Raw genomic sequence first — 16,650 nt, forward strand, 5'->3', positions numbered from 1 at the left:
CACTCTCCTCTTCCCTGCCGCTCTCCTCCGCCCCCGCCCACCCCTCCCTCCCCCCCGTCCCCCTCGGCCCCTTCCCCCCCCCCGTTCCCCTCTTCCTGCGCGTGAGCTTCTTGCGCAACACCTGCTTGCCTGACACATCCTGCGCATGCAGATGGAAGCAATGCTTGCCCAGATCGATCCCGACTAGCGATACCGTGTTCATGATGGCCCCCTGAAAGGACAAAATCCTCACTCAGCGTAGTCCACTGAGTGAGGATCGGGCTGACCATCCTATTAAGCCCGACGGCGTGAGTGAGCCGGTCGGGCTTTTTAATTGCGCGCGATGCGTCAGCCGCGCTTGCGCTCGTAGACGACGAACGCATAGCCGAACGTGTTCGGCGCGGCCGCCTGGTGCGCGTCGCGGGACACTTCCTGCCAGTGCGCGGCGTCGGGTGCCGGGAACGACGCGTCACCGTCGAAGTCGGCATCGATCTCGGTGACGATCAGCTTGTCGGCGAGTGCGAGACCTTCCGTGTAGAGTTGCGCGCCACCGATCAGGAACGCCTCGGGCACCCCGTCGCGCGCGGCGAGCGCCAGCGCATCGGCTAGCGACGTGACCGTGTCGCAGCCGTCGAAGCGTCGCGCCGCATCGCGCGTGACGACGATGTTGCGGCGGCCCGGCAGCGGCCGGCCGATCGACTCGTGGGTCTTGCGGCCCATCACGATCGGTGCGCCCATCGTCGTGCGCTTGAAGAAGGCGAGATCCTCGGGAAGTTTCCAGGGCAACTGGTTGTCGCGGCCGATGATGCCGTTGCGGGCACGCGCGACGATCAGGGTCAACGTCGTCATGAAGGTGGGGAGAGGAAAACCGGAATGGCGCCGATTCTACCGGAACGGCGGCGCGCACCGGTTCCGGGTGCGCGCATCCGCCTTCCGGCGCTGCGCGCCGCGACGGTCGAAGCCACGCGTCGCGGCGACGGAATGAATAAAAAGCGTGCCCGCCGGGGGACGGAGCACAAAACCGTTTCGTGTCGAGAGATCGCGAATACAGTCTCTGATCGATGCTCTCCGGCCTGCCCGGATCAATACGTCATCCTGATCAAATGGTTCGATCGACGGTCACTGATGCGTACTGCCTTGTGCGGTGCCTTCCATCGCATGCTGCACGTCGCCCGGCTGCGGTATCGGGAGCGGCATCGGCAACTGGGGCGGCGGGGGGATCTCGTCCCACAAGGTCACCGATGTCCTGCCGGCCGGCAGCGGTTGCGGTGCCGACACGGTCACGATGCCGAACCCGACGCCGTGCTGCATGCCCGGCGTGTTTGATGCAAGCCGCACGGCGTGATCCGGCTTCGAGCTTTCGTCTGCGTGTACGGGCGTGGGCGGGCCGGCGGCCGCGACCGCAATGGTCATCGGCACGAAAGAAAGTAAAAGATGTTTTCGCATGGTCGCTGTCTCCGACGGTTTCCCTATTCAGCGAAATACATGCCATCGCGCCGCGACCGTTGTCGAGACTGCGATTCGTGCGCAAGCGTTGCGAATTGTGGCGGAAAGCGGCTGAAAATGTTTCAGGCCTGAAACGAGGGGGCTCGGGAATACTGCGGATTCAATCGATACGCTTCAAGGACGAAAATCGTCGCATGCATCGATGACTGCACGCATTGCTACACAGGTGCTATGTGCAGACGATTGACATACATCGACCTCCTGAGCGATTCGGCCGTATCGCCCACGGTACTGAAATCGGATTGTCGTATTCAGTGCCTATAACTAAGCTATCTTGATCAAAATAACTGGACGCGAGATAAGCGCCATCATGCGAGGCTTTGTCGTTGCCGAGCATCGGCATGGCGAATCGAGCCGCCTTCGGCTGCCCCGATTCGATCCTTTCGCACGCATACTGACGTGCACGGCAATCGTTAGACGGTTGAGGAACGGGGTGAGCATATGGGAGTCGATCAGCGGCATGTGATCTACTATTCGCGCGAGCCGAACGACGCGTTGCGCGGCCATTTCGACGAATGCGGCTGGCGTGTCGATCTCGCGGAGACCGTGCGGGACGTACGGCGCGTCGTGCAGCACGGTGTCGCAACGGCCGGGCTGCTCGATTTTTCGCCGGGCTTCAAGCCCTCGGACCTGCGCGAACTCGAATCCTGTCTGAGCATTCAGCACATCGGCTGGATTGCGGCGACGCGCCGCGGCCAGTTGCAGGACGCCACGCTGCGCCATCTCATTCGTGACTACTGTTTCGACTACGTGACGATGCCGTACGAGACGGCGCGGATCGTCGAGACCGTCGGTCATGCGCACGGCATGGTTGCGCTGACCGAAACCGCTGCGCCGCCCGTCGGCACGGGACGCAGCGAGGGCGAGATGGTCGGGACCTGCGATGCGATGCTCGGGCTCTTCAGGACGATTCGCCGCGTCGCGGCGACCGACGCACCGGTGTTCATCTCCGGCGAATCGGGTACGGGCAAGGAGCTGACGGCGGTCGCGATTCATGAGCGCTCGTCGCGCGCGCATGCGCCGTTCATCGCGATCAATTGCGGCGCGATCCCGTCGACGCTGCTGCAGGCCGAGCTGTTCGGCTATGAGCGCGGCGCGTTCACCGGCGCGAACCAGCGCAAGATCGGCCGCGTCGAGGCCGCCAACGGCGGCACGCTGTTTCTCGACGAGATCGGCGACTTGCCGCTCGAAAGCCAGGCAAGCCTGCTGCGCTTCCTGCAGGAAGGCAAGATCGAGCGGCTCGGTGCCCACGTATCGGTGCCCGTCGACGTGCGCGTGATCTGTGCGACGCACGTGGACATGGACGCAGCGCTGCGCGAAGGGCGGTTCCGCGAGGACCTGTTCCATCGCCTGTGCGTGTTGAAGATCGAGGAGCCGCCGCTGCGCGCGCGCGGCAAGGATATCGAGATACTTGCGCGCCACATGCTCGAGCGTTTCAAGGGCGACGCACATCGCCGCCTGCGCGGTTTTTCGCCTGATGCGGTTGCGTCGCTGTACGGCTATTCGTGGCCGGGCAACGTGCGTGAACTGATCAATCGTGTGCGCCGCGCGATCGTCATGTCGGAGGGGCGGATGATCACCGCCGCCGATCTCGAGCTGAGCGAATTTGCGACACTCGCACCCGTGTCGCTGCTGGAGGCGCGTGAGGCGGCCGAACGGCAGGCGATCGAGCAGGCGCTGTTGCGCCATCGTGGCCGTTTCGCGGATGCCGCGCGCGAGCTCGGCGTGTCGCGCGTCACGCTCTACCGGCTGATGTGCGCGCACGGCATGCGCGATCGCGGCGACACGCTGGCAGGGTTTTCGGCGCCGTTGCAGGAGCTTCCGCGTCACGCTTGCTAAAATTGGCGGGTACGGCCGCCCTCGCGGCCGAAGGAACCCGCATGAAACAGTATCTCGATCTCGTTCGCACCATTCTCGATACCGGCACCTGGCAGGAGAACCGCACGGGGATCCGCACCATCAGCATGCCGGGCGCGATGCTGCGCTTCGACCTGCAGCAAGGCTTCCCGGCCGTGACGACCAAGAAGCTCGCGTTCAAGTCGGCGATTGGCGAACTGGTCGGTTTCCTGCGCGCGTCCCGCAGCGCGGCCGATTTCCGCGCGCTCGGCTGCAAGGTGTGGGACGCGAACGCGAACGAGAATGCCCAGTGGCTTGCGAACCCGTATCGCCAGGGCGTCGACGATCTCGGTGACGTGTACGGCGTGCAATGGCGCCAGTGGCCGGGCTACAAGGTGCTCGACGCGGGCGCCGACGCGCAGATCGCCGATGCGACGCGCCGCGGCTTCCGGATCGTGACGCGTTTCGACGAAGACGGCGCACCGAAGGTGCTGCTGTACAAGGCGATCGACCAGTTGCGCCAGTGCCTGGACACGATCATGGAGAACCCGTCCGATCGTCGCATCCTGTTTCACGCGTGGAACCCGGCCGTGCTCGACCAGATCGCGTTGCCCGCGTGCCATCTGCTGTACCAGTTCCTGCCGAACGCGACGAAGCGCGAAATCTCGCTGTGCCTGTACATCCGCAGCAACGACGTCGGCCTCGGCACGCCGTTCAACCTGACGGAAGGGGCCGCGCTGCTGGCGCTCGTCGGCCGGCTGACCGGCTACACGCCGCGCTGGTTCACGTACTTCATCGGCGACGCGCACATCTACGAGAACCAGCTCGACATGCTGCAGCGTCAGCTCACGCGCGAGCCTTACGACAGCCCGCGGCTCGAGATTTCCGAGCGTGTGCCGGAATACGCGAAGACGGGTGTTTATGAGCCCGAGTGGCTGGAACGGATCGAGCCGTCGGATTTCTCGCTCGTCGGCTATCGCCACCACGAGCCGCTGACCGCACCGATGGCCGTCTGATCGCGCGGCCCGGGACGCGTGGGGGCATCGATCCGCTTCCCGCAGGAAAATGGCCCGACCGGCTGATACCGGTCGGGCCATTTTGTTTCACGTTTGCGGCGCCTACTGGCGGTGACGCTCTTCGTGGCCGCCTTGCGGCGGCGGGTTGCTCGGGTGTGGCGCCTCGACGTGCGGCGCCGGTTGCGGCCGCGGTTCCATATGCGGTGCGGGCATCGACGGGCGCGGCTCCATGCGCGGCGCCTGCGGTTGCGGGCGCGGCATGTCATGCACGGCGGGGGCCGGCGGCCGGTACTCGTTCACACGTGGCGGGGCGACTTCGCGGTGCGGCGCCGGTTGCGCGAATTCGGGGTGCGGTTGCGGCGCGGGCGCCGCGCGCTCCGGTTGCGGTTGCCCATGCTGCGCCGGTGTCGGGAATTCGGGGCGCGGGCGCGGCTGCGGAATCTGCGCCGTATTGTCGAGCCTTGGTTGCGGCAGTGCGCGCGGCGTTTCGTTCCGGCCGCCGGGCTGCGCGCCCTGCAGCGCCGGCGCGCCCTCCGGATGCGGGATCGCCGCGCTGCGCACCGGCGGCAGCGCATTCTGTCCCGCCGCATGCAGTGCGGTGGGCGGAGCGGGGCGCTGGCGCTCCATCGGTGTGTGCGGCTGCATCCACGCGGGCGACGGCGTCTCGGCCGCGTGCGCATTGCCGATGCCGGCCGGACTGTTGTTCGCTACCGGCGGATGGGGGACACCGTTACCGGGCCCGAACGCCTGATGTGGCGCCGGGTTGCCGGGTGCCTGCGGCATGCCACCGTTGGCGAAGTGCGGTGCGCCGGGGTTTTCGCCGTTCGTGGGCCGCGTGGAATTCGGCACGCCGGGCATCGGTGTTCCCGGCCGCCCGGCCTGCAAGGCGGCCGGCTGGCCTTCGCGAGGCGCGCGTGCCGGCTGCACGACGGGGCCGTGCGGATTCACGAGCTGCACGTTGTGCATCGCCCATGCGCCGCCACCCGGTTTGCCCGGTATGCGGACCGGACGCGCCGTATAGTCGGCCGGCACGTTCGTCTTCACGACGGGCGCGCCGGCACCCGGCACGCGCCCGCCTTGCTGCGCGAGGTGGGCGGCGGTCTGGTCGCGATACGCGGCCGGCACGGCGGGATTGCGCGTGGCGACGTACGGATGCTGGGCAATTGCCGCCGGCGGCCGGTAGCTCGCATTGCGCAGCCCGCCGGTGAAGCTCTGGCGCACCGGCGCAATGCCCGGCGTACCCGGCGTGACGTGCGCATTGCGCCATTGCTGCGGGTCGACGTGCTGCGAGAAGTGCGCGACAGGCTGGCCGTGCACGAACGCGGCAGCCGGTACGGCCGTGATCGCGTGCGGCGCACGGAAGTTGACGTAGGTCTTGTTGATGTTGGTGATATTGGTGATGTTCGTCACGTTCACGGTCTTGTTCACGTTGACGTTGTTCACCACGATGTTGCGGTTCACCCGGTCGTAGTAGTGCGGGCTCCAGCCGCCCCAGCCCGGATGCCACGGTTCGCCCGGGCCGAGCGCGAACCACGCGCAGCCGGCCGCGGCGACGCCGCCCACCGTGAGCGCGACGCTCCAGTCGGGGCCGCCGCCACCGCCGACGAACGCGACGAGTGCCGGTGCATAGGCCGGCGGCTGGCTGACGGCCAGCGGGCCCGGTACCCAGGCCCAGCTATCGTCCACGTACGCCCAGCGGCCGTAGTGATACGGCGCGAAACCCCATGGCGCGTCGTCGACCCACGTCCAGCCCCACGGGGCCTGCCAGATCCAGTGGCCGTCGTGATACGGCGCCCAGTCCGCCGGCGTATCGTTCGGCACCCATACCTGGCCGTAATTCGGGGTGTCGCGCCACGTGCCGTTTGCGTCGAGATCCTGGTAGCCGGGAATGTCACGGGACACATAGCGGGCCGACACCGAGCGTTCCTCGGCCGCGTCGCGGCTGGCGGCCCACTGGTCGAGCGCATCGGGGCCGGGGGCGGCGGCTTGCTGCGCGACCTGCAGGTCGGTGCCCGTGAACACGACCTGCTGCCCCGGTGACAGCGGATACTGGCCGTTGCTGCCGTAGACGGTCGCACTGCCGCTGCGCACCGTGACCGTCGTGCTCGCGCCGTTCGGCGCGACGTCGACGCGATAGTCGCCAGGGCCCGTGATGCCGAGCGCGAGGTTCGGCGTGTCGATTTCGTACGATCCGCCGGCCGGCAGATCGCGCACGTGAGTCGATACGGTGCCGAGCCCCACTTTCAGCTGGGTCGTCGTGTCGTCGAGGTTCAGCACCGACAGGCTCGTCGACTCGCCGAGCCGCACCGCGGTCGAGCCGATGTGCAGTTCCGAGCGCGCACCGGCATCGTTCCAGAGCTGGTCGCCGGTCGTCAGCGGCCGGTTCACGGCGGCATACGACCACGTATCGGTGCCGGCCGGCTCGGTCGTCACGGCGCCCGACAGGTAATTGAGCCGTGCGACACGGCTGGGCGGATCGCCGCCCGGTTGCCGTGCCGCGGCCGCATACGGAGGGGCGCCGGCCGATTGCGCGAATGCGGGGGGCAGGGCCGCAAGCGCGACGAACACGAGCAGTGTGCAGCGGGCGGTTCGCTTGAGCGTGAACAGGGTGGCCATGGTGAGCGTCTTCGTCATTGTCGCGGCGCGTCGATTCGTGCCGTTGAGTTCACAATATCCGCTCGGCCTGTTTCAATGCTCGGTGTTTTGTAAGTCGAATGGCACGCGATGTAACAAAACCTGTCGATCGCGCGCCGTTCTCGTGCAGACGCAATGCGGGCGTCAAGCGGACGTAAGCCACTCGTCGAAAACCTGCTGTCCGGGCACGGTGACGCGCAGCACGCGCGGCCGTGCCGCACGCTCGATCCAGCCGTGCGCGCAGAAGCTCTCGAGCAGTGCCGCACCGAGCGCGCCGCCGAGGTGTGAACGCCGCTCGCTCCAGTCGAGGCATCCGCACGCGAAGCGGCGCCGGCGCGTGCGCTGTTGTGCGACGTCGATGCCCCATTGCGCAAGCGCCTGGGTGCCGAGTTCGGTGGTCTCGATCGCATCGCCGTCCGCCTGCAGCCAGCCGCGCGCAGTGAGCCCGTCGAAGATGCGCACCGCGAGTTCGCCGGCCATGTGGTCGTAGCAGGTGCGCGCATAGCGCAATTCGGCCGGGACCGTGCGGGACGGCGGCGGAGCCGCGCGATGCGGCGCGGCCGCGCGGGCGACGTTCGCGAGTGCCTCGAGCGATGCCGCGATGTCGGCCGATGCGATCCGGTAATAGCGGTGCCGGCCGCGCACGTCGAGCGCGAGCAGGCCGCCTTCGGTCAAGCGCGAGAGGTGGGCGCTTGCGGCGGAGGGCGACAGCCCCGCGATCATCGTCAGCTCGCCTGCCGGTCGTGCGCTGCCGTCCATCAGCACCCACAGCATCGCGGCGCGTCCTGGGTCGGCGATCAGCGAACCGATGCGGCTCAGGCCCGGAAAGTGGTGGTCGTCTTGGTCGGTCATCGTCGTGTCTCGTTAGGCGGGATGGTCTCCAGTGTAGTGGGCGCGCGCATTCGATGTTTCGGTTCCGGATGAAATGTCGGATGCAGACTTGCCGGCGGCGTCGATGCGGCGAACCGGGCCGCGGCCCCGTGCGGCGCGCGCGTAGAATGGCCGAAAGCGGCGGCAGCGGGCTGCCGCACGTGACACGACGCAACGATGAAGACGATTTTCTGTTTGCTGGCGGCGGCGCTCGTCTGCGCGGCATGTGCGCAGGGCGGTGCGGGCGCGGCCGGCGAGCGCGGCGGCAGCCTCGAGATGTACGGGACGATCGATCAGGGCATCACGGTGCGCCGCTGACCGGCGCCGGCCACAGGCACGCCGGGCACGGCCCCCACGGCCGCGCCACACGGGGCGCCCCGCGACGCGTTGCCGCAGTGCAACGTATAATCGGCCGATTACAGCGCCCCTGCCGCCTGGAGCCAACACGATGTCCCAACCGTCCCCCGTACCGGCCGCCCTCGACCGCACCGAAACCGTATTCCGCTTCCTCGCCGAACCTTCGTCCGTGAACTTCGGCGGCAAGGTGCATGGCGGCGCGCTGATGAAGTGGATCGACGAAGTCGCGTATGCGTGCGCGGCCGTCTGGTCGAGCCGCTATTGCGTGACGGTCAGCGTCGGCAACATCCGCTTCCAGCGTCCGATCCTGGTCGGCAATCTCGTCGAGCTGAAGGCGCGCGTCGTTGCGACGGGCCGCACCAGCATGCACATCCATGTGTCCGTCCATGCCGGGGATCCGAAGGGCGGCGTGCTGCGCCAGACGACCGATTGCCTCGTCGTGTTCGTCGCGGTCGACGAGAACGGCAACCCGGTGCCGGTGCCGCCGTTCGTGCCCGAGACCGACGAGCAGAAGGTGCTCGCGAAATATGCGGCCGACGTGCGGGCCGCGCTCGACAAGATCGTCGAGATGAAGCCGGAAGAAGTCGCGAAAGGCGCGGTCTGACCGCGGCGGGCGCCGCGCCCGCGATTCCGTAGATCGTCGTACCGCCGGTCGTCGTACCGTCAGCGCGCCCCGATCATCTGCTCGGGGCGCACCCACGCATCGAATTCCGCCTCGGTCAGGTAGCCGAGCGCGAGCGCGGCGGCCTTCAGCGTCGTGCCTTCCTTGTGCGCCTTCTTTGCGATCTGCGCCGACTTGTCGTAGCCGATGTGCGGATTGAGCGCCGTCACGAGCATCAGCGATTCGTTCAGCAGCAGGTCGATCCGCGAGCGGTTCGGCTCGATGCCCACCGCGCAGTGGTCGTTGAAGCTCTGCGCGCCGTCGGCGAGCAGCCGCACCGACTGCAACACGTTGTGCGCGATCATCGGCCGGAACACGTTCAGCTCGAAATTGCCGCTCGCGCCGCCAACGTTGACCGCGACGTCGTTGCCGAACACCTGGCAGCACAGCATCGTCACGGCTTCGGACTGCGTCGGGTTCACCTTGCCCGGCATGATCGAGCTGCCCGGCTCGTTTTCCGGAATCGACAGTTCGCCAAGCCCGCAGCGCGGCCCGCTTGCGAGCCAGCGGACGTCGTTCGCGATCTTCATCAGGCTGGCAGCAACCGTCTTCAGCGCGCCGTGCGCGAACACCAGCGCATCGGCGGCAGCCATCACCTCGAACTTGCTCGGCGCCGTCACGAACGGCAGCTTCGCGAGTCGGCCGATCTCATCGGCGACACGCACCGCGAACTCCGGATGCGCGTTCAGCCCCGTGCCGACCGCGGTGCCGCCGAGCGCGAGCTCATACAGGTGCGGCAATGCCGATTCGACGTGACGGATGCCCTGGTCCAGCTGCGCGACGTAGCCGGAAAACTCCTGGCCGAGCGTGAGCGGCGTGGCGTCCTGCAGGTGCGTGCGGCCGATTTTCACGATGTCAGCGAAGGCCTTCGACTTCGCGTCGAGCGTCGTGCGCAGCGTGCGCAGCGCCGGCAGCAGGTGGTTGACGATCGCGTACGCGGCGGCGACGTGCATGGCGGTCGGGAACACGTCGTTCGACGACTGGCCGCGGTTCACGTCGTCGTTCGGATGAACCTTGCGCGCTTCGCCGCGCTCGCCGCCCATCAGTTCGCTCGCGCGATTCGCGATCACCTCGTTGAGGTTCATGTTGGTCTGCGTGCCGGAGCCCGTCTGCCACACGGCGAGCGGGAATTCGCGCGGATGCTTGCCGGCGATGATCTCGTCGGCCGCGTCGATGATGGCGCGCGCCTTGTCGTCGGCCAGCACGCCGAGCGACTGGTTCACGGCCGCTGCGGCGCGCTTGACGATCGCGAGCGCGTGGATCAGCTCGGGCGACTGCTTCTCGGTCGAGATCCGGAAATTCTGCAGCGAGCGCTCGGTCTGCGCGCCCCAGAGCCGGTCGGCCGGTACGGCGATCTCGCCGAACGTATCGCGTTCCATCCGAACTGCTTCGTTCATGATCCACTCCTCCAGGAAAGGGGAAAGGCCGCGCGTCGTCGCGCGGCATCAGGCATAACCAGACGTATCGTGAGGCAGTCGCGCCGCTGGCGCGGCGTCTCGAGGTCTTCAGCCGACTAGCATAGCGCCGGCCGGGATTTCGCGTCGTGTCGCGCTCAGTGCGGCGACGCCGTGAGCGACGCGCTCTTCAGATGAAAGCGCCACCCCATCAGCACGGCCACGCTGGCAAGGCCGGCCGCGAGACCCCACCACAGGCCGCGGGCACCGAGGCCCACGTGGAACGCGAACCAGTAGCCGGTCGGAAAACCGATGCCCCAGTAGCCGAGGGTCGCCGCGAGCATCGGGATGCGCGTGTCCTTCAGGCCGCGCAGCGCGCCCGACGCGACCGTCTGCGCGCCGTCGACGATCTGGAACACCGCGGCGATGCCGAGCAGCGACGCGGCGAGCGACACCGTGGCCGCGTTCGACGGATCGTCGAGGTTCAGGTACAGGCCGACGATCGCGTGCGGCGCGACGATCAGCACGATGCCCGACAGCGTCATGAACGCGACACCGAGGCCGAGTGCGACGAAACCCGCGTGCCGCGCGGCGACGGGCGCCCCCGCGCCGACCCAGTAGCCGACGCGCACGTTGGCGGCCTGGCCGATCGCGAGCGGCACCATGAACGCCACCGACGCGACGTTCAGCGCGATCTGGTGCGCGGCCAGCGACGTCGCGCCGAGCACGCCGATGGTCAGGCCGGTTGCGAGGAACAGCGTCGACTCGACCCCGTACGTGATCGCCACCGGCCAGCCGATGCCGATCAGCTCGCCCATCATGGGCAGCTTCGGGCGCGCGGCGGTGACGAAATGACGGAAGCGCTGCCGGCCGTGCAGCAGCCAGATCAGGGCGAGCGCGGTGAGCCAGATCGTGATCGTCGTCGCGACCGCCGAACCGAGGAAGCCGAGGCGCGGCAGCCAGAACGCGCCGTGGATCAGGCCGTAGTTCAGCACGGCGTTGACGCCGACGCCGCCGATCGACACCCACAGCAGCCGCCGCGCCGCGCCGATCGCCGGAAGGAATGCGCGCATCAGCCCGACACCGATCAGGCTGCCGAGCGCGGCGAAGCGCAGGATGCCCGTGTATTCGCCGACGTGATGCGCGAGCAATGGCGGCTCGTGGAACATCAGCAGGATCGGTTCGGACAGCGACAGCGCGATGATGGCCGGAATCGCGAGCAGCACGGACAGCGCGAAGCCGGTCCAGTAGATGTGCGGTACGCGCTCGTCGGCCTTGGCGCCGCGCGCGTGCGCGACGCTGACGCTGACCGACGACAGCACGCCTTGCAGCACGGTCACGATGACGAAGAAGAAGTTCGCGCCGAGCCCGCCGGCGGCGAGCGAATCGGGGCCGAGCGAGCCGAGCAGCACCGTGTCGGTGACGCTCATCGCCATCTGCGAAAGCTGCGCGATCGCGAGCGGCGCGGCGAGGCGGGCGGTATCGGCGGCATGACTGGACAGGGACGGCGGCGCGGCGGCCGTCCGCGTAAGACCGGAATGCGACATGGAGTGGGCGCTCGCGCGGGTGCGGGCCCGCGCTATATGTATTTATTTTGAGAGACGGCTAGCTTACGGCTTTATTCGAACCGTGTCGAACGCGCGCGCCGATGGCCATGTCGCAGGCAGGGGAACCGTCGGCCCTAGGCTTCGCGCACCGCAATGCGCGTGTCGCCGAGCAGGACGACCTGGCCCGCGCGGATCTTGCAGGTCTTGCGCAGTTCGACCGCGCCGTCGACTTTCACCGCGCCGGACGCGACCATCAGCTTCGCGCTGCCGCCGCTGTCCGCGAGGCCGGTGATCTTGAGAAGGTTGTGCAGCTCGACGTATTCGCCGGTCAGCGTGAAATCCAGGTTGGGCATGACGAAGAAGGTGCGCAAGGCGCGGGAGGAAACGCTCCGCATCATACGGCACCACGGGCCGGCACGCGAGCGCGGGCCGCCGCGGCATGCAGTTGTTAAGGACTGTGAGCGACTCGTCAGCAAATGAAACGGTGGGTAACAGTCTGAGAGATTCGAGAACCGGCCGGGCGCGCCGCGGGTCTTTTTCGTACCTGCTGCGTGTTGCGGCAGGGGAAGCGACGGACCGCATCGCTGCGGTTCGGGCTCACAACTTCCTGAGGAGAATTGCCATGTCCAAGATTCGTACGATGCTGATCGGTGCCGCGCTGACGGCGTTCGCCACTTCGGCCGCATTTGCCCAGACGGGCACGGCGGTGCAGGGCACGGCCGGTGCCGGCGTGCAGGCGCAGACGCCGGCGGCGGGTGTCGGTGCCGGCATGCAGGGCAGTGCGGGCGCGAACGCGTCGGGCAATGCCGCCGGCGGGGCAACCGATGCGGTCGGCGCGGCAGCCGACGGCGCGAAGGATACGGCGTCGTCGGCCGTCCACTCGGCCAAGAAGCACACGAAGCATGCCACGAAGTCGGCCAAGAGCCATGTCGGTTCGGCCAAGGCGAAGGCCGGCGAAGCGACCGAAGGCGGCGCATCGGTCGGTGCGGAGGGCGGTGCATCGGCCCAGGGCGCCACGCAGTAAGCGGTGCCTGGCGCCGCGCGACGCTCGTCCCTGACGGTGCGTCGCGACGGCGGTCATCCAGCGGCCCGGTTCGCATTGCGCGAACCGGGCCGTTTTCGTGTGTCGATGCGCATGGGGGCGCCGTTACGGGCGGCGCTGTCCTTGTCCCGGACCCTGTGCCGGCCGCGCGGCAGCCGGGGTGAATACGCTGCGCAGCCACGCGGCGAGCCGTGCGAAGACATCGTACGGCTCCTCGACGAAGATCTCCGGCTTCAGCAGCCGCAGGTATTCCATGATCTGCTGCGCTTCCTGTTTCTGGAACGAGCCGTGCGCGAGCCCGAGCCGCAGCAGCCCGCGCAGTTCGCCGAGCTTGTCGCGCGCGGTGCTGCCGACGCTCATCTCGCACGCGAGCTTGGCCTCGTAGACCCGTTGCCGCAGCGATTCCGCGAGGCGCCACGCCGGCGTCTGCATCAGTTCCTCGAGTGCCTGGATGTCTTGCGCCGCGCCCTTGATCTGCGACGCGAGCGGGTCGATCAGCGACGGGTCGCCCTGCGCTTCGGCGACGATCGCCTTCGCCCAGTCGCGGCACGCCTTCGCGAGTTCGTCGGGGGTCCATTCGGAGCGGCACGCGAAGCCGAAGCCGAATTCGCCGGCCTGTCGCATCAGGATCGCGACGACGTCCGGGAATTCCTTGTCGAGCGTGCGTTTGGCCCACGCGTACTGGCCGCCCTGCAGCATCCGCTGCACCGCGTGCTCGGTCAGCGGCACCATGTTGTCGAGCAGTTTGGCGCGCAGGAAATCCTCGAACGACGGCGTCGCGAACTGCGGGTCGAGTTTCAGCGACACGCGGACGAACGCGTCGTAGTCCTTGCGCAGGGACTCGAGCGTGTCGTCCTTGAGGGAAAGGGTGATCTGGCCCATGAATCGTCTCGATGGCGGCCCGCGCAAGCCGGCGGCCGGCACGGCGCACCGGGGCGGGCGCAGCGTCGACTGACCGGTGCGCGCCGATGCCGGTGGCGGGTCTTCATCCCCTATATCGGCCTGCCGGGCGGAAACTTGAGCGCGCGTGACCGAGCGTGTGCTCAGGCGGGCAGCCCGTGGGGCAGCACGACCCCTTGCCAGAAAAAGAACACCGCGAGCCCTGCCGAGATCGTCACGAGCGGGCGGCGGGTCGCAGCCGACACGAGCACGGCCGCCAGCGCGCCGACGAGCCGAGGATTGCGCCAGGTCAGCTCGGCCGTGCCGCCGTGCGGCGAGACGGTCATCGGCACGATGATCGCGGTCAGCACGGTGACCGGCACGAAGCCGAGCGCGGTCCGCACGAGCGGCGGGAAAGCCAGCCGTTCGCCGAACAGGAACAGCGTCGAGCGGATCGCGTACGTGATGACGGCCATCCCGAAAATCAGCAGCGCGTAGCTCACGATGCGGCCTCCGTGCGCGAGCCGGCACGCGATCGTTCGTGCAGCAGCGTGAGCGCGACGCCGATCGCGACGCCGACGGCGACCGCGCCGAGCAATCCGAGCTTGTACGGCCAGCCCTGCCAGAAGTACGCCAGCGTGCCGGCCGTCACGGCCGCCGCGAAATAGCGCAGGGTGCCGAGCTGCGGGACGACGATCGCAATGAAGGTGGCCGCCATCGCGAAATCGAGGCCGAGCGACTGCAGCCCCGGGAACGCTGCGCCGAAACCGATGCCCGCGAGCGTCCAGACCTGCCAGTTCAGGTACATCGCGAGCCCCGAGCCGAAGAAGTAGTGGGGGCCGATCGCGCCGGGCGGGAAATGCCGGTAGTGCGCATAGGCGACCGCGAACACCTCGTCGGTCATCAGCGCGCCGAGCGTTGCGCGCCAGCGCAGCGGCAGGTGCGCGACATAGGGCGCGAGCGTTGCGCTGTACAGCAGGTGACGCAGGTTCACGATCAGCGTGGTCGCGAGCACGACGACGAAGCTTGCGCTACCCGCGATCAGGCCGAGCGCGATGAACTGCGCGGAGCCCGCGAACACGGCGAGCGACATCAGCGTGCCATGCCACGCGGCGAGCGGTCCGCCGCCGACGAGCGTGCCGAAAATCACGCCGAACGGGGCGGCGCCAATCATCATCGGGATCGTGTCGCGCGCGCCGTCGAGCCATTCGTTGAACGGGCGGCGAGCGGGCGATGCGGGTGTCGGGTTCAAGGGGGGCTCCTCCATGAACGGGAGGATAGCGAGCGGGGGGCGAGCCGGCTTGTATGTTCTTGCGCTTGGGCGGCGAGCCGGTGCTTGCCTGCTTGCAGGCGCCGGCGGCATCGCGTTGGCGGGCCGGACGCCGCGCGTCAGCTCGCCTGCCAGCGCCCGGGCGGTACGCCGAACATGCGTTTGAAATGCCGTGTGAAGTGGCTTTGGTCGACGAAGCCGCTGGCAGCCGCGACGTCGGCGACGGGCACGCCCGCGCGCAGCGGCGCCAGCGCGCGCTGCAGGCGCAACTGGTTGCGCCACGCATGCGGCGGCATGCCGTTCGTGCGGGTGAACAGGCGCGCGGCGTGGAACGGCGACAGGCCGGCCGCCTGCGCGACCTCGTCGAGCGTCACCGTGCACGTCAGATCGGCGGCGAGCCGTTCGCGCATCGCGTCGACGCGGGGTTCGTCCGCCGCGAGCGGCGCCGGGCGCGGCAGGGCGTCCGCATGGCGCACGATCAATGTCGACAACGCATCGAGCATCGCCGTTTCGGCGGCGAGCGGATCGTAGATGCGGGGTGCGCCCTTCGCGGGAACGTCAGCTGCTTGCCCGTGCGCCTGCGAGGGCAGTGCCTGCTCGCTGCCGGCTTCCATCATCCGGTGCGCCAGCGTGAGGCGCGCCGCCAGGTCGGCGTCGCGAATCACGTCGGGCGCAAACCACGGCGCGTCCTGCGGGCGGCCGGCGATCGCGCTGGTGAGTTCCTGGATGAAATCGACCGGGATGTAGCTGACGCGATAGCACCAGCCCTCGTCGGCCGCACGCGACCCCGTATGCACTTCGCCGGGATTGATCACGGGCACGGTGCCGGTTTCTGCGACATGGCCGCTGCCGCGATAGGTATAGCGTTCCGCGCCTTCGAGAATCACGGGGATCGTGTACGCGTCGTGCCAGTGGGGCGCGAACGTGTGGTCGCGATAGGTGGCCGTGACGAGATCCGCATCCGGCAGCAGCGGCGTGCGCCAGTAGCGTGCGGAGTCGGGAAGGCGGGTGGCGGACATGAGCGGGCGCGGAGCGGTCGAACCGACAGTGTATCGCTCGCGCGCCCGGCAGGCGCGGGCCTTACTTGACCGGAATCGTCGTGCCGGCCGGCATCGGCACCGCGGTGACGGCGTTCTTCGGGCTGCCGCTGACGATGCGGTCGCTGTAGGTCAGGTAGACGATCGTATTGCGCTTGGTGTCGACCACGCGCCCGACGTGCAGGGTCTTGAAGATGAACGACATGCGCTCGCTGAACACGTCGGTCTGCTGCTTGAGCGGCTCCTTGAAGCTGATCGGGCCGACCTGCCGGCACGCGATCGACGCTTCGCTCGGATCCTCGGCGACGCCGAGCGTGCCCTTGATCCCGCCGGTGCGCGCGCGCGACACGTAGCAGGTCACGCCGTTCACGACCGGATCGTCATACGCCTCGACGACCACGCGATCGGAGCCCGTGACGCGGAAATGGGTGTTGACGCTGCCGACTTCCTCCGCGTGCGCGAGCGGTGCCGCGGCGAATGCGGAAAGCAGGAGGGCGAGTGGTGCTGAGCGGAGGAGACGGTGCTTCATCGACGGAACCGGATGCGAATGCGGGACAGAGACTCTAGCATGCGCGCGACCGGGCGACGAAAGCCGAAAGGCGGGCCGGAAAAACAAAAGGCC

17 protein-coding genes and 1 pseudogene are annotated in these 16,650 nt (G+C 68.2%); 5 read left to right on the top strand and 13 right to left on the bottom strand.

Going from position 1 to position 16,650, the window contains the following annotated elements; translation table 11 throughout:
- Positions 1 to 91: 91 nt before the first annotated feature.
- The 3 genes and pseudogenes from FOZ70_RS14975 to FOZ70_RS14985 form a co-directional block, all read right to left on the bottom strand.
- Positions 92 to 202: pseudogene (locus FOZ70_RS14975) on the bottom strand (IS110 family transposase); the annotation flags it as partial.
- Between the two features lie 125 nt (positions 203 to 327).
- Entirely contained in the window at positions 328 to 828 is a 501-nt protein-coding gene (locus FOZ70_RS14980) for a dihydrofolate reductase (RefSeq protein ID WP_059498136.1), read from the bottom strand.
- 270 nt (positions 829 to 1,098) lie between these two features.
- On the bottom strand, positions 1,099 to 1,425 hold the full coding sequence (locus FOZ70_RS14985) for a hypothetical protein (RefSeq protein ID WP_111999598.1): 327 nt from the start codon (positions 1,423 to 1,425) through the stop codon (positions 1,099 to 1,101).
- 501 nt (positions 1,426 to 1,926) lie between these two features.
- On the opposite strand from FOZ70_RS14985, the gene FOZ70_RS14990 reads away from it, so the two are divergent.
- Complete coding sequence (locus FOZ70_RS14990; RefSeq protein WP_021159730.1) at positions 1,927 to 3,324, top strand: sigma-54 dependent transcriptional regulator; 1,398 nt, start codon at positions 1,927 to 1,929, stop codon at positions 3,322 to 3,324.
- 41 nt (positions 3,325 to 3,365) lie between these two features.
- Positions 3,366 to 4,337: a thymidylate synthase gene (locus FOZ70_RS14995; RefSeq protein WP_059486877.1), complete on the top strand. Its 972-nt coding sequence runs from the start codon at positions 3,366 to 3,368 to the stop codon at positions 4,335 to 4,337.
- A 102-nt stretch (positions 4,338 to 4,439) separates the two neighbouring features.
- Here the strand turns inward: FOZ70_RS14995 and FOZ70_RS15000 are convergent, their stop codons facing one another.
- Both FOZ70_RS15000 and FOZ70_RS15005 read right to left on the bottom strand, forming a co-directional pair.
- Entirely contained in the window at positions 4,440 to 6,953 is a 2,514-nt protein-coding gene (locus FOZ70_RS15000) for a DUF6600 domain-containing protein (protein ID WP_219706187.1), read from the bottom strand.
- Between the two features lie 162 nt (positions 6,954 to 7,115).
- On the bottom strand, positions 7,116 to 7,823 hold the full coding sequence (locus FOZ70_RS15005; RefSeq protein WP_027788033.1) for a helix-turn-helix transcriptional regulator: 708 nt from the start codon (positions 7,821 to 7,823) through the stop codon (positions 7,116 to 7,118).
- A gap of 195 nt (positions 7,824 to 8,018) precedes the next feature.
- Between FOZ70_RS15005 and FOZ70_RS15010 the strand changes: the two genes are divergently transcribed.
- On the top strand, positions 8,019 to 8,159 hold the full coding sequence (locus FOZ70_RS15010; protein WP_006753078.1) for a hypothetical protein: 141 nt from the start codon (positions 8,019 to 8,021) through the stop codon (positions 8,157 to 8,159).
- Positions 8,160 to 8,289: 130 nt separating this feature from the next.
- Positions 8,290 to 8,802 carry an acyl-CoA thioesterase gene (locus FOZ70_RS15015; RefSeq protein WP_012328135.1) on the top strand — a complete coding sequence of 171 codons (513 nt, stop codon included), beginning with the start codon at positions 8,290 to 8,292 and terminating at the stop codon, positions 8,800 to 8,802.
- Positions 8,803 to 8,861: 59 nt separating this feature from the next.
- Here the strand turns inward: FOZ70_RS15015 and fumC are convergent, their stop codons facing one another.
- The 3 genes from fumC to FOZ70_RS15030 form a co-directional block, all read right to left on the bottom strand.
- Positions 8,862 to 10,256, bottom strand: a complete 1,395-nt coding sequence (fumC, locus tag FOZ70_RS15020) for a class II fumarate hydratase (RefSeq protein ID WP_021159727.1) — start codon at positions 10,254 to 10,256, stop codon at positions 8,862 to 8,864.
- Positions 10,257 to 10,411: 155 nt separating this feature from the next.
- Positions 10,412 to 11,800 (bottom strand): multidrug efflux MATE transporter NorM, encoded by a 1,389-nt coding sequence (gene norM, locus FOZ70_RS15025; protein WP_219706188.1) that lies wholly within the window; start codon positions 11,798 to 11,800, stop codon positions 10,412 to 10,414.
- A 134-nt stretch (positions 11,801 to 11,934) separates the two neighbouring features.
- Complete coding sequence (locus FOZ70_RS15030; protein WP_059649389.1) at positions 11,935 to 12,153, bottom strand: RNA-binding S4 domain-containing protein; 219 nt, start codon at positions 12,151 to 12,153, stop codon at positions 11,935 to 11,937.
- Positions 12,154 to 12,422: 269 nt separating this feature from the next.
- Between FOZ70_RS15030 and FOZ70_RS15035 the strand changes: the two genes are divergently transcribed.
- Positions 12,423 to 12,824: a hypothetical protein gene (locus tag FOZ70_RS15035; protein WP_219706189.1), complete on the top strand. Its 402-nt coding sequence runs from the start codon at positions 12,423 to 12,425 to the stop codon at positions 12,822 to 12,824.
- A gap of 123 nt (positions 12,825 to 12,947) precedes the next feature.
- On the opposite strand, the gene FOZ70_RS15040 is transcribed toward FOZ70_RS15035, so the two are convergent.
- The 5 genes from FOZ70_RS15040 to FOZ70_RS15060 all read right to left on the bottom strand — a co-directional run bounded on the left by FOZ70_RS15040 (position 12,948) and on the right by FOZ70_RS15060 (position 16,557).
- Entirely contained in the window at positions 12,948 to 13,724 is a 777-nt protein-coding gene (locus FOZ70_RS15040; RefSeq protein WP_059649264.1) for a DUF4088 family protein, read from the bottom strand.
- A gap of 161 nt (positions 13,725 to 13,885) precedes the next feature.
- Positions 13,886 to 14,224, bottom strand: coding sequence for an AzlD domain-containing protein (locus FOZ70_RS15045; protein ID WP_059854980.1), 339 nt, complete (start codon positions 14,222 to 14,224; stop codon positions 13,886 to 13,888).
- Positions 14,221 to 14,988 (bottom strand): AzlC family ABC transporter permease, encoded by a 768-nt coding sequence (locus FOZ70_RS15050; protein ID WP_059649266.1) that lies wholly within the window; start codon positions 14,986 to 14,988, stop codon positions 14,221 to 14,223. Before FOZ70_RS15050 ends, FOZ70_RS15045 begins: the two co-directional genes overlap by 4 nt.
- Positions 14,989 to 15,110: 122 nt before the next feature.
- Positions 15,111 to 16,010 (bottom strand): AraC family transcriptional regulator, encoded by a 900-nt coding sequence (locus tag FOZ70_RS15055; RefSeq protein ID WP_059649267.1) that lies wholly within the window; start codon positions 16,008 to 16,010, stop codon positions 15,111 to 15,113.
- Positions 16,011 to 16,071: 61 nt separating this feature from the next.
- Complete coding sequence (locus FOZ70_RS15060; protein WP_219706190.1) at positions 16,072 to 16,557, bottom strand: CreA family protein; 486 nt, start codon at positions 16,555 to 16,557, stop codon at positions 16,072 to 16,074.
- Between the last annotated feature and the right edge of the window lie 93 nt (positions 16,558 to 16,650).

It is taken from the genome of Burkholderia sp. COPS (assembly GCF_019425585.1).
Lineage (GTDB): Bacteria > Pseudomonadota > Gammaproteobacteria > Burkholderiales > Burkholderiaceae > Burkholderia > Burkholderia cepacia.

Bases quoted from the DNA above. Each gene is read 5' to 3' on its own strand.
- FOZ70_RS15050 (WP_059649266.1), bottom strand. From the start codon at position 14,988: ATGGAGGAGCCCCCCTTGAACCCGACACCCGCATCGCCCGCTCGCCGC.
- FOZ70_RS14990 (WP_021159730.1), top strand. From the start codon at position 1,927: ATGGGAGTCGATCAGCGGCATGTGATCTACTATTCGCGCGAGCCGAAC.
- FOZ70_RS15060 (WP_219706190.1), bottom strand. From the start codon at position 16,557: ATGAAGCACCGTCTCCTCCGCTCAGCACCACTCGCCCTCCTGCTTTCC.
- fumC (WP_021159727.1), bottom strand. From the start codon at position 10,256: ATGAACGAAGCAGTTCGGATGGAACGCGATACGTTCGGCGAGATCGCC.
- FOZ70_RS14985 (WP_111999598.1), bottom strand. From the start codon at position 1,425: ATGCGAAAACATCTTTTACTTTCTTTCGTGCCGATGACCATTGCGGTC.
- FOZ70_RS15005 (WP_027788033.1), bottom strand. From the start codon at position 7,823: ATGACCGACCAAGACGACCACCACTTTCCGGGCCTGAGCCGCATCGGT.
- norM (WP_219706188.1), bottom strand. From the start codon at position 11,800: ATGTCGCATTCCGGTCTTACGCGGACGGCCGCCGCGCCGCCGTCCCTG.
- FOZ70_RS15030 (WP_059649389.1), bottom strand. From the start codon at position 12,153: ATGCCCAACCTGGATTTCACGCTGACCGGCGAATACGTCGAGCTGCAC.
- FOZ70_RS14995 (WP_059486877.1), top strand. From the start codon at position 3,366: ATGAAACAGTATCTCGATCTCGTTCGCACCATTCTCGATACCGGCACC.
- FOZ70_RS15010 (WP_006753078.1), top strand. From the start codon at position 8,019: ATGAAGACGATTTTCTGTTTGCTGGCGGCGGCGCTCGTCTGCGCGGCA.
- FOZ70_RS15000 (WP_219706187.1), bottom strand. From the start codon at position 6,953: ATGGCCACCCTGTTCACGCTCAAGCGAACCGCCCGCTGCACACTGCTC.
- FOZ70_RS14980 (WP_059498136.1), bottom strand. From the start codon at position 828: ATGACGACGTTGACCCTGATCGTCGCGCGTGCCCGCAACGGCATCATC.
- FOZ70_RS15055 (WP_059649267.1), bottom strand. From the start codon at position 16,010: ATGTCCGCCACCCGCCTTCCCGACTCCGCACGCTACTGGCGCACGCCG.
- FOZ70_RS15040 (WP_059649264.1), bottom strand. From the start codon at position 13,724: ATGGGCCAGATCACCCTTTCCCTCAAGGACGACACGCTCGAGTCCCTG.
- FOZ70_RS15015 (WP_012328135.1), top strand. From the start codon at position 8,290: ATGTCCCAACCGTCCCCCGTACCGGCCGCCCTCGACCGCACCGAAACC.
- FOZ70_RS15035 (WP_219706189.1), top strand. From the start codon at position 12,423: ATGTCCAAGATTCGTACGATGCTGATCGGTGCCGCGCTGACGGCGTTC.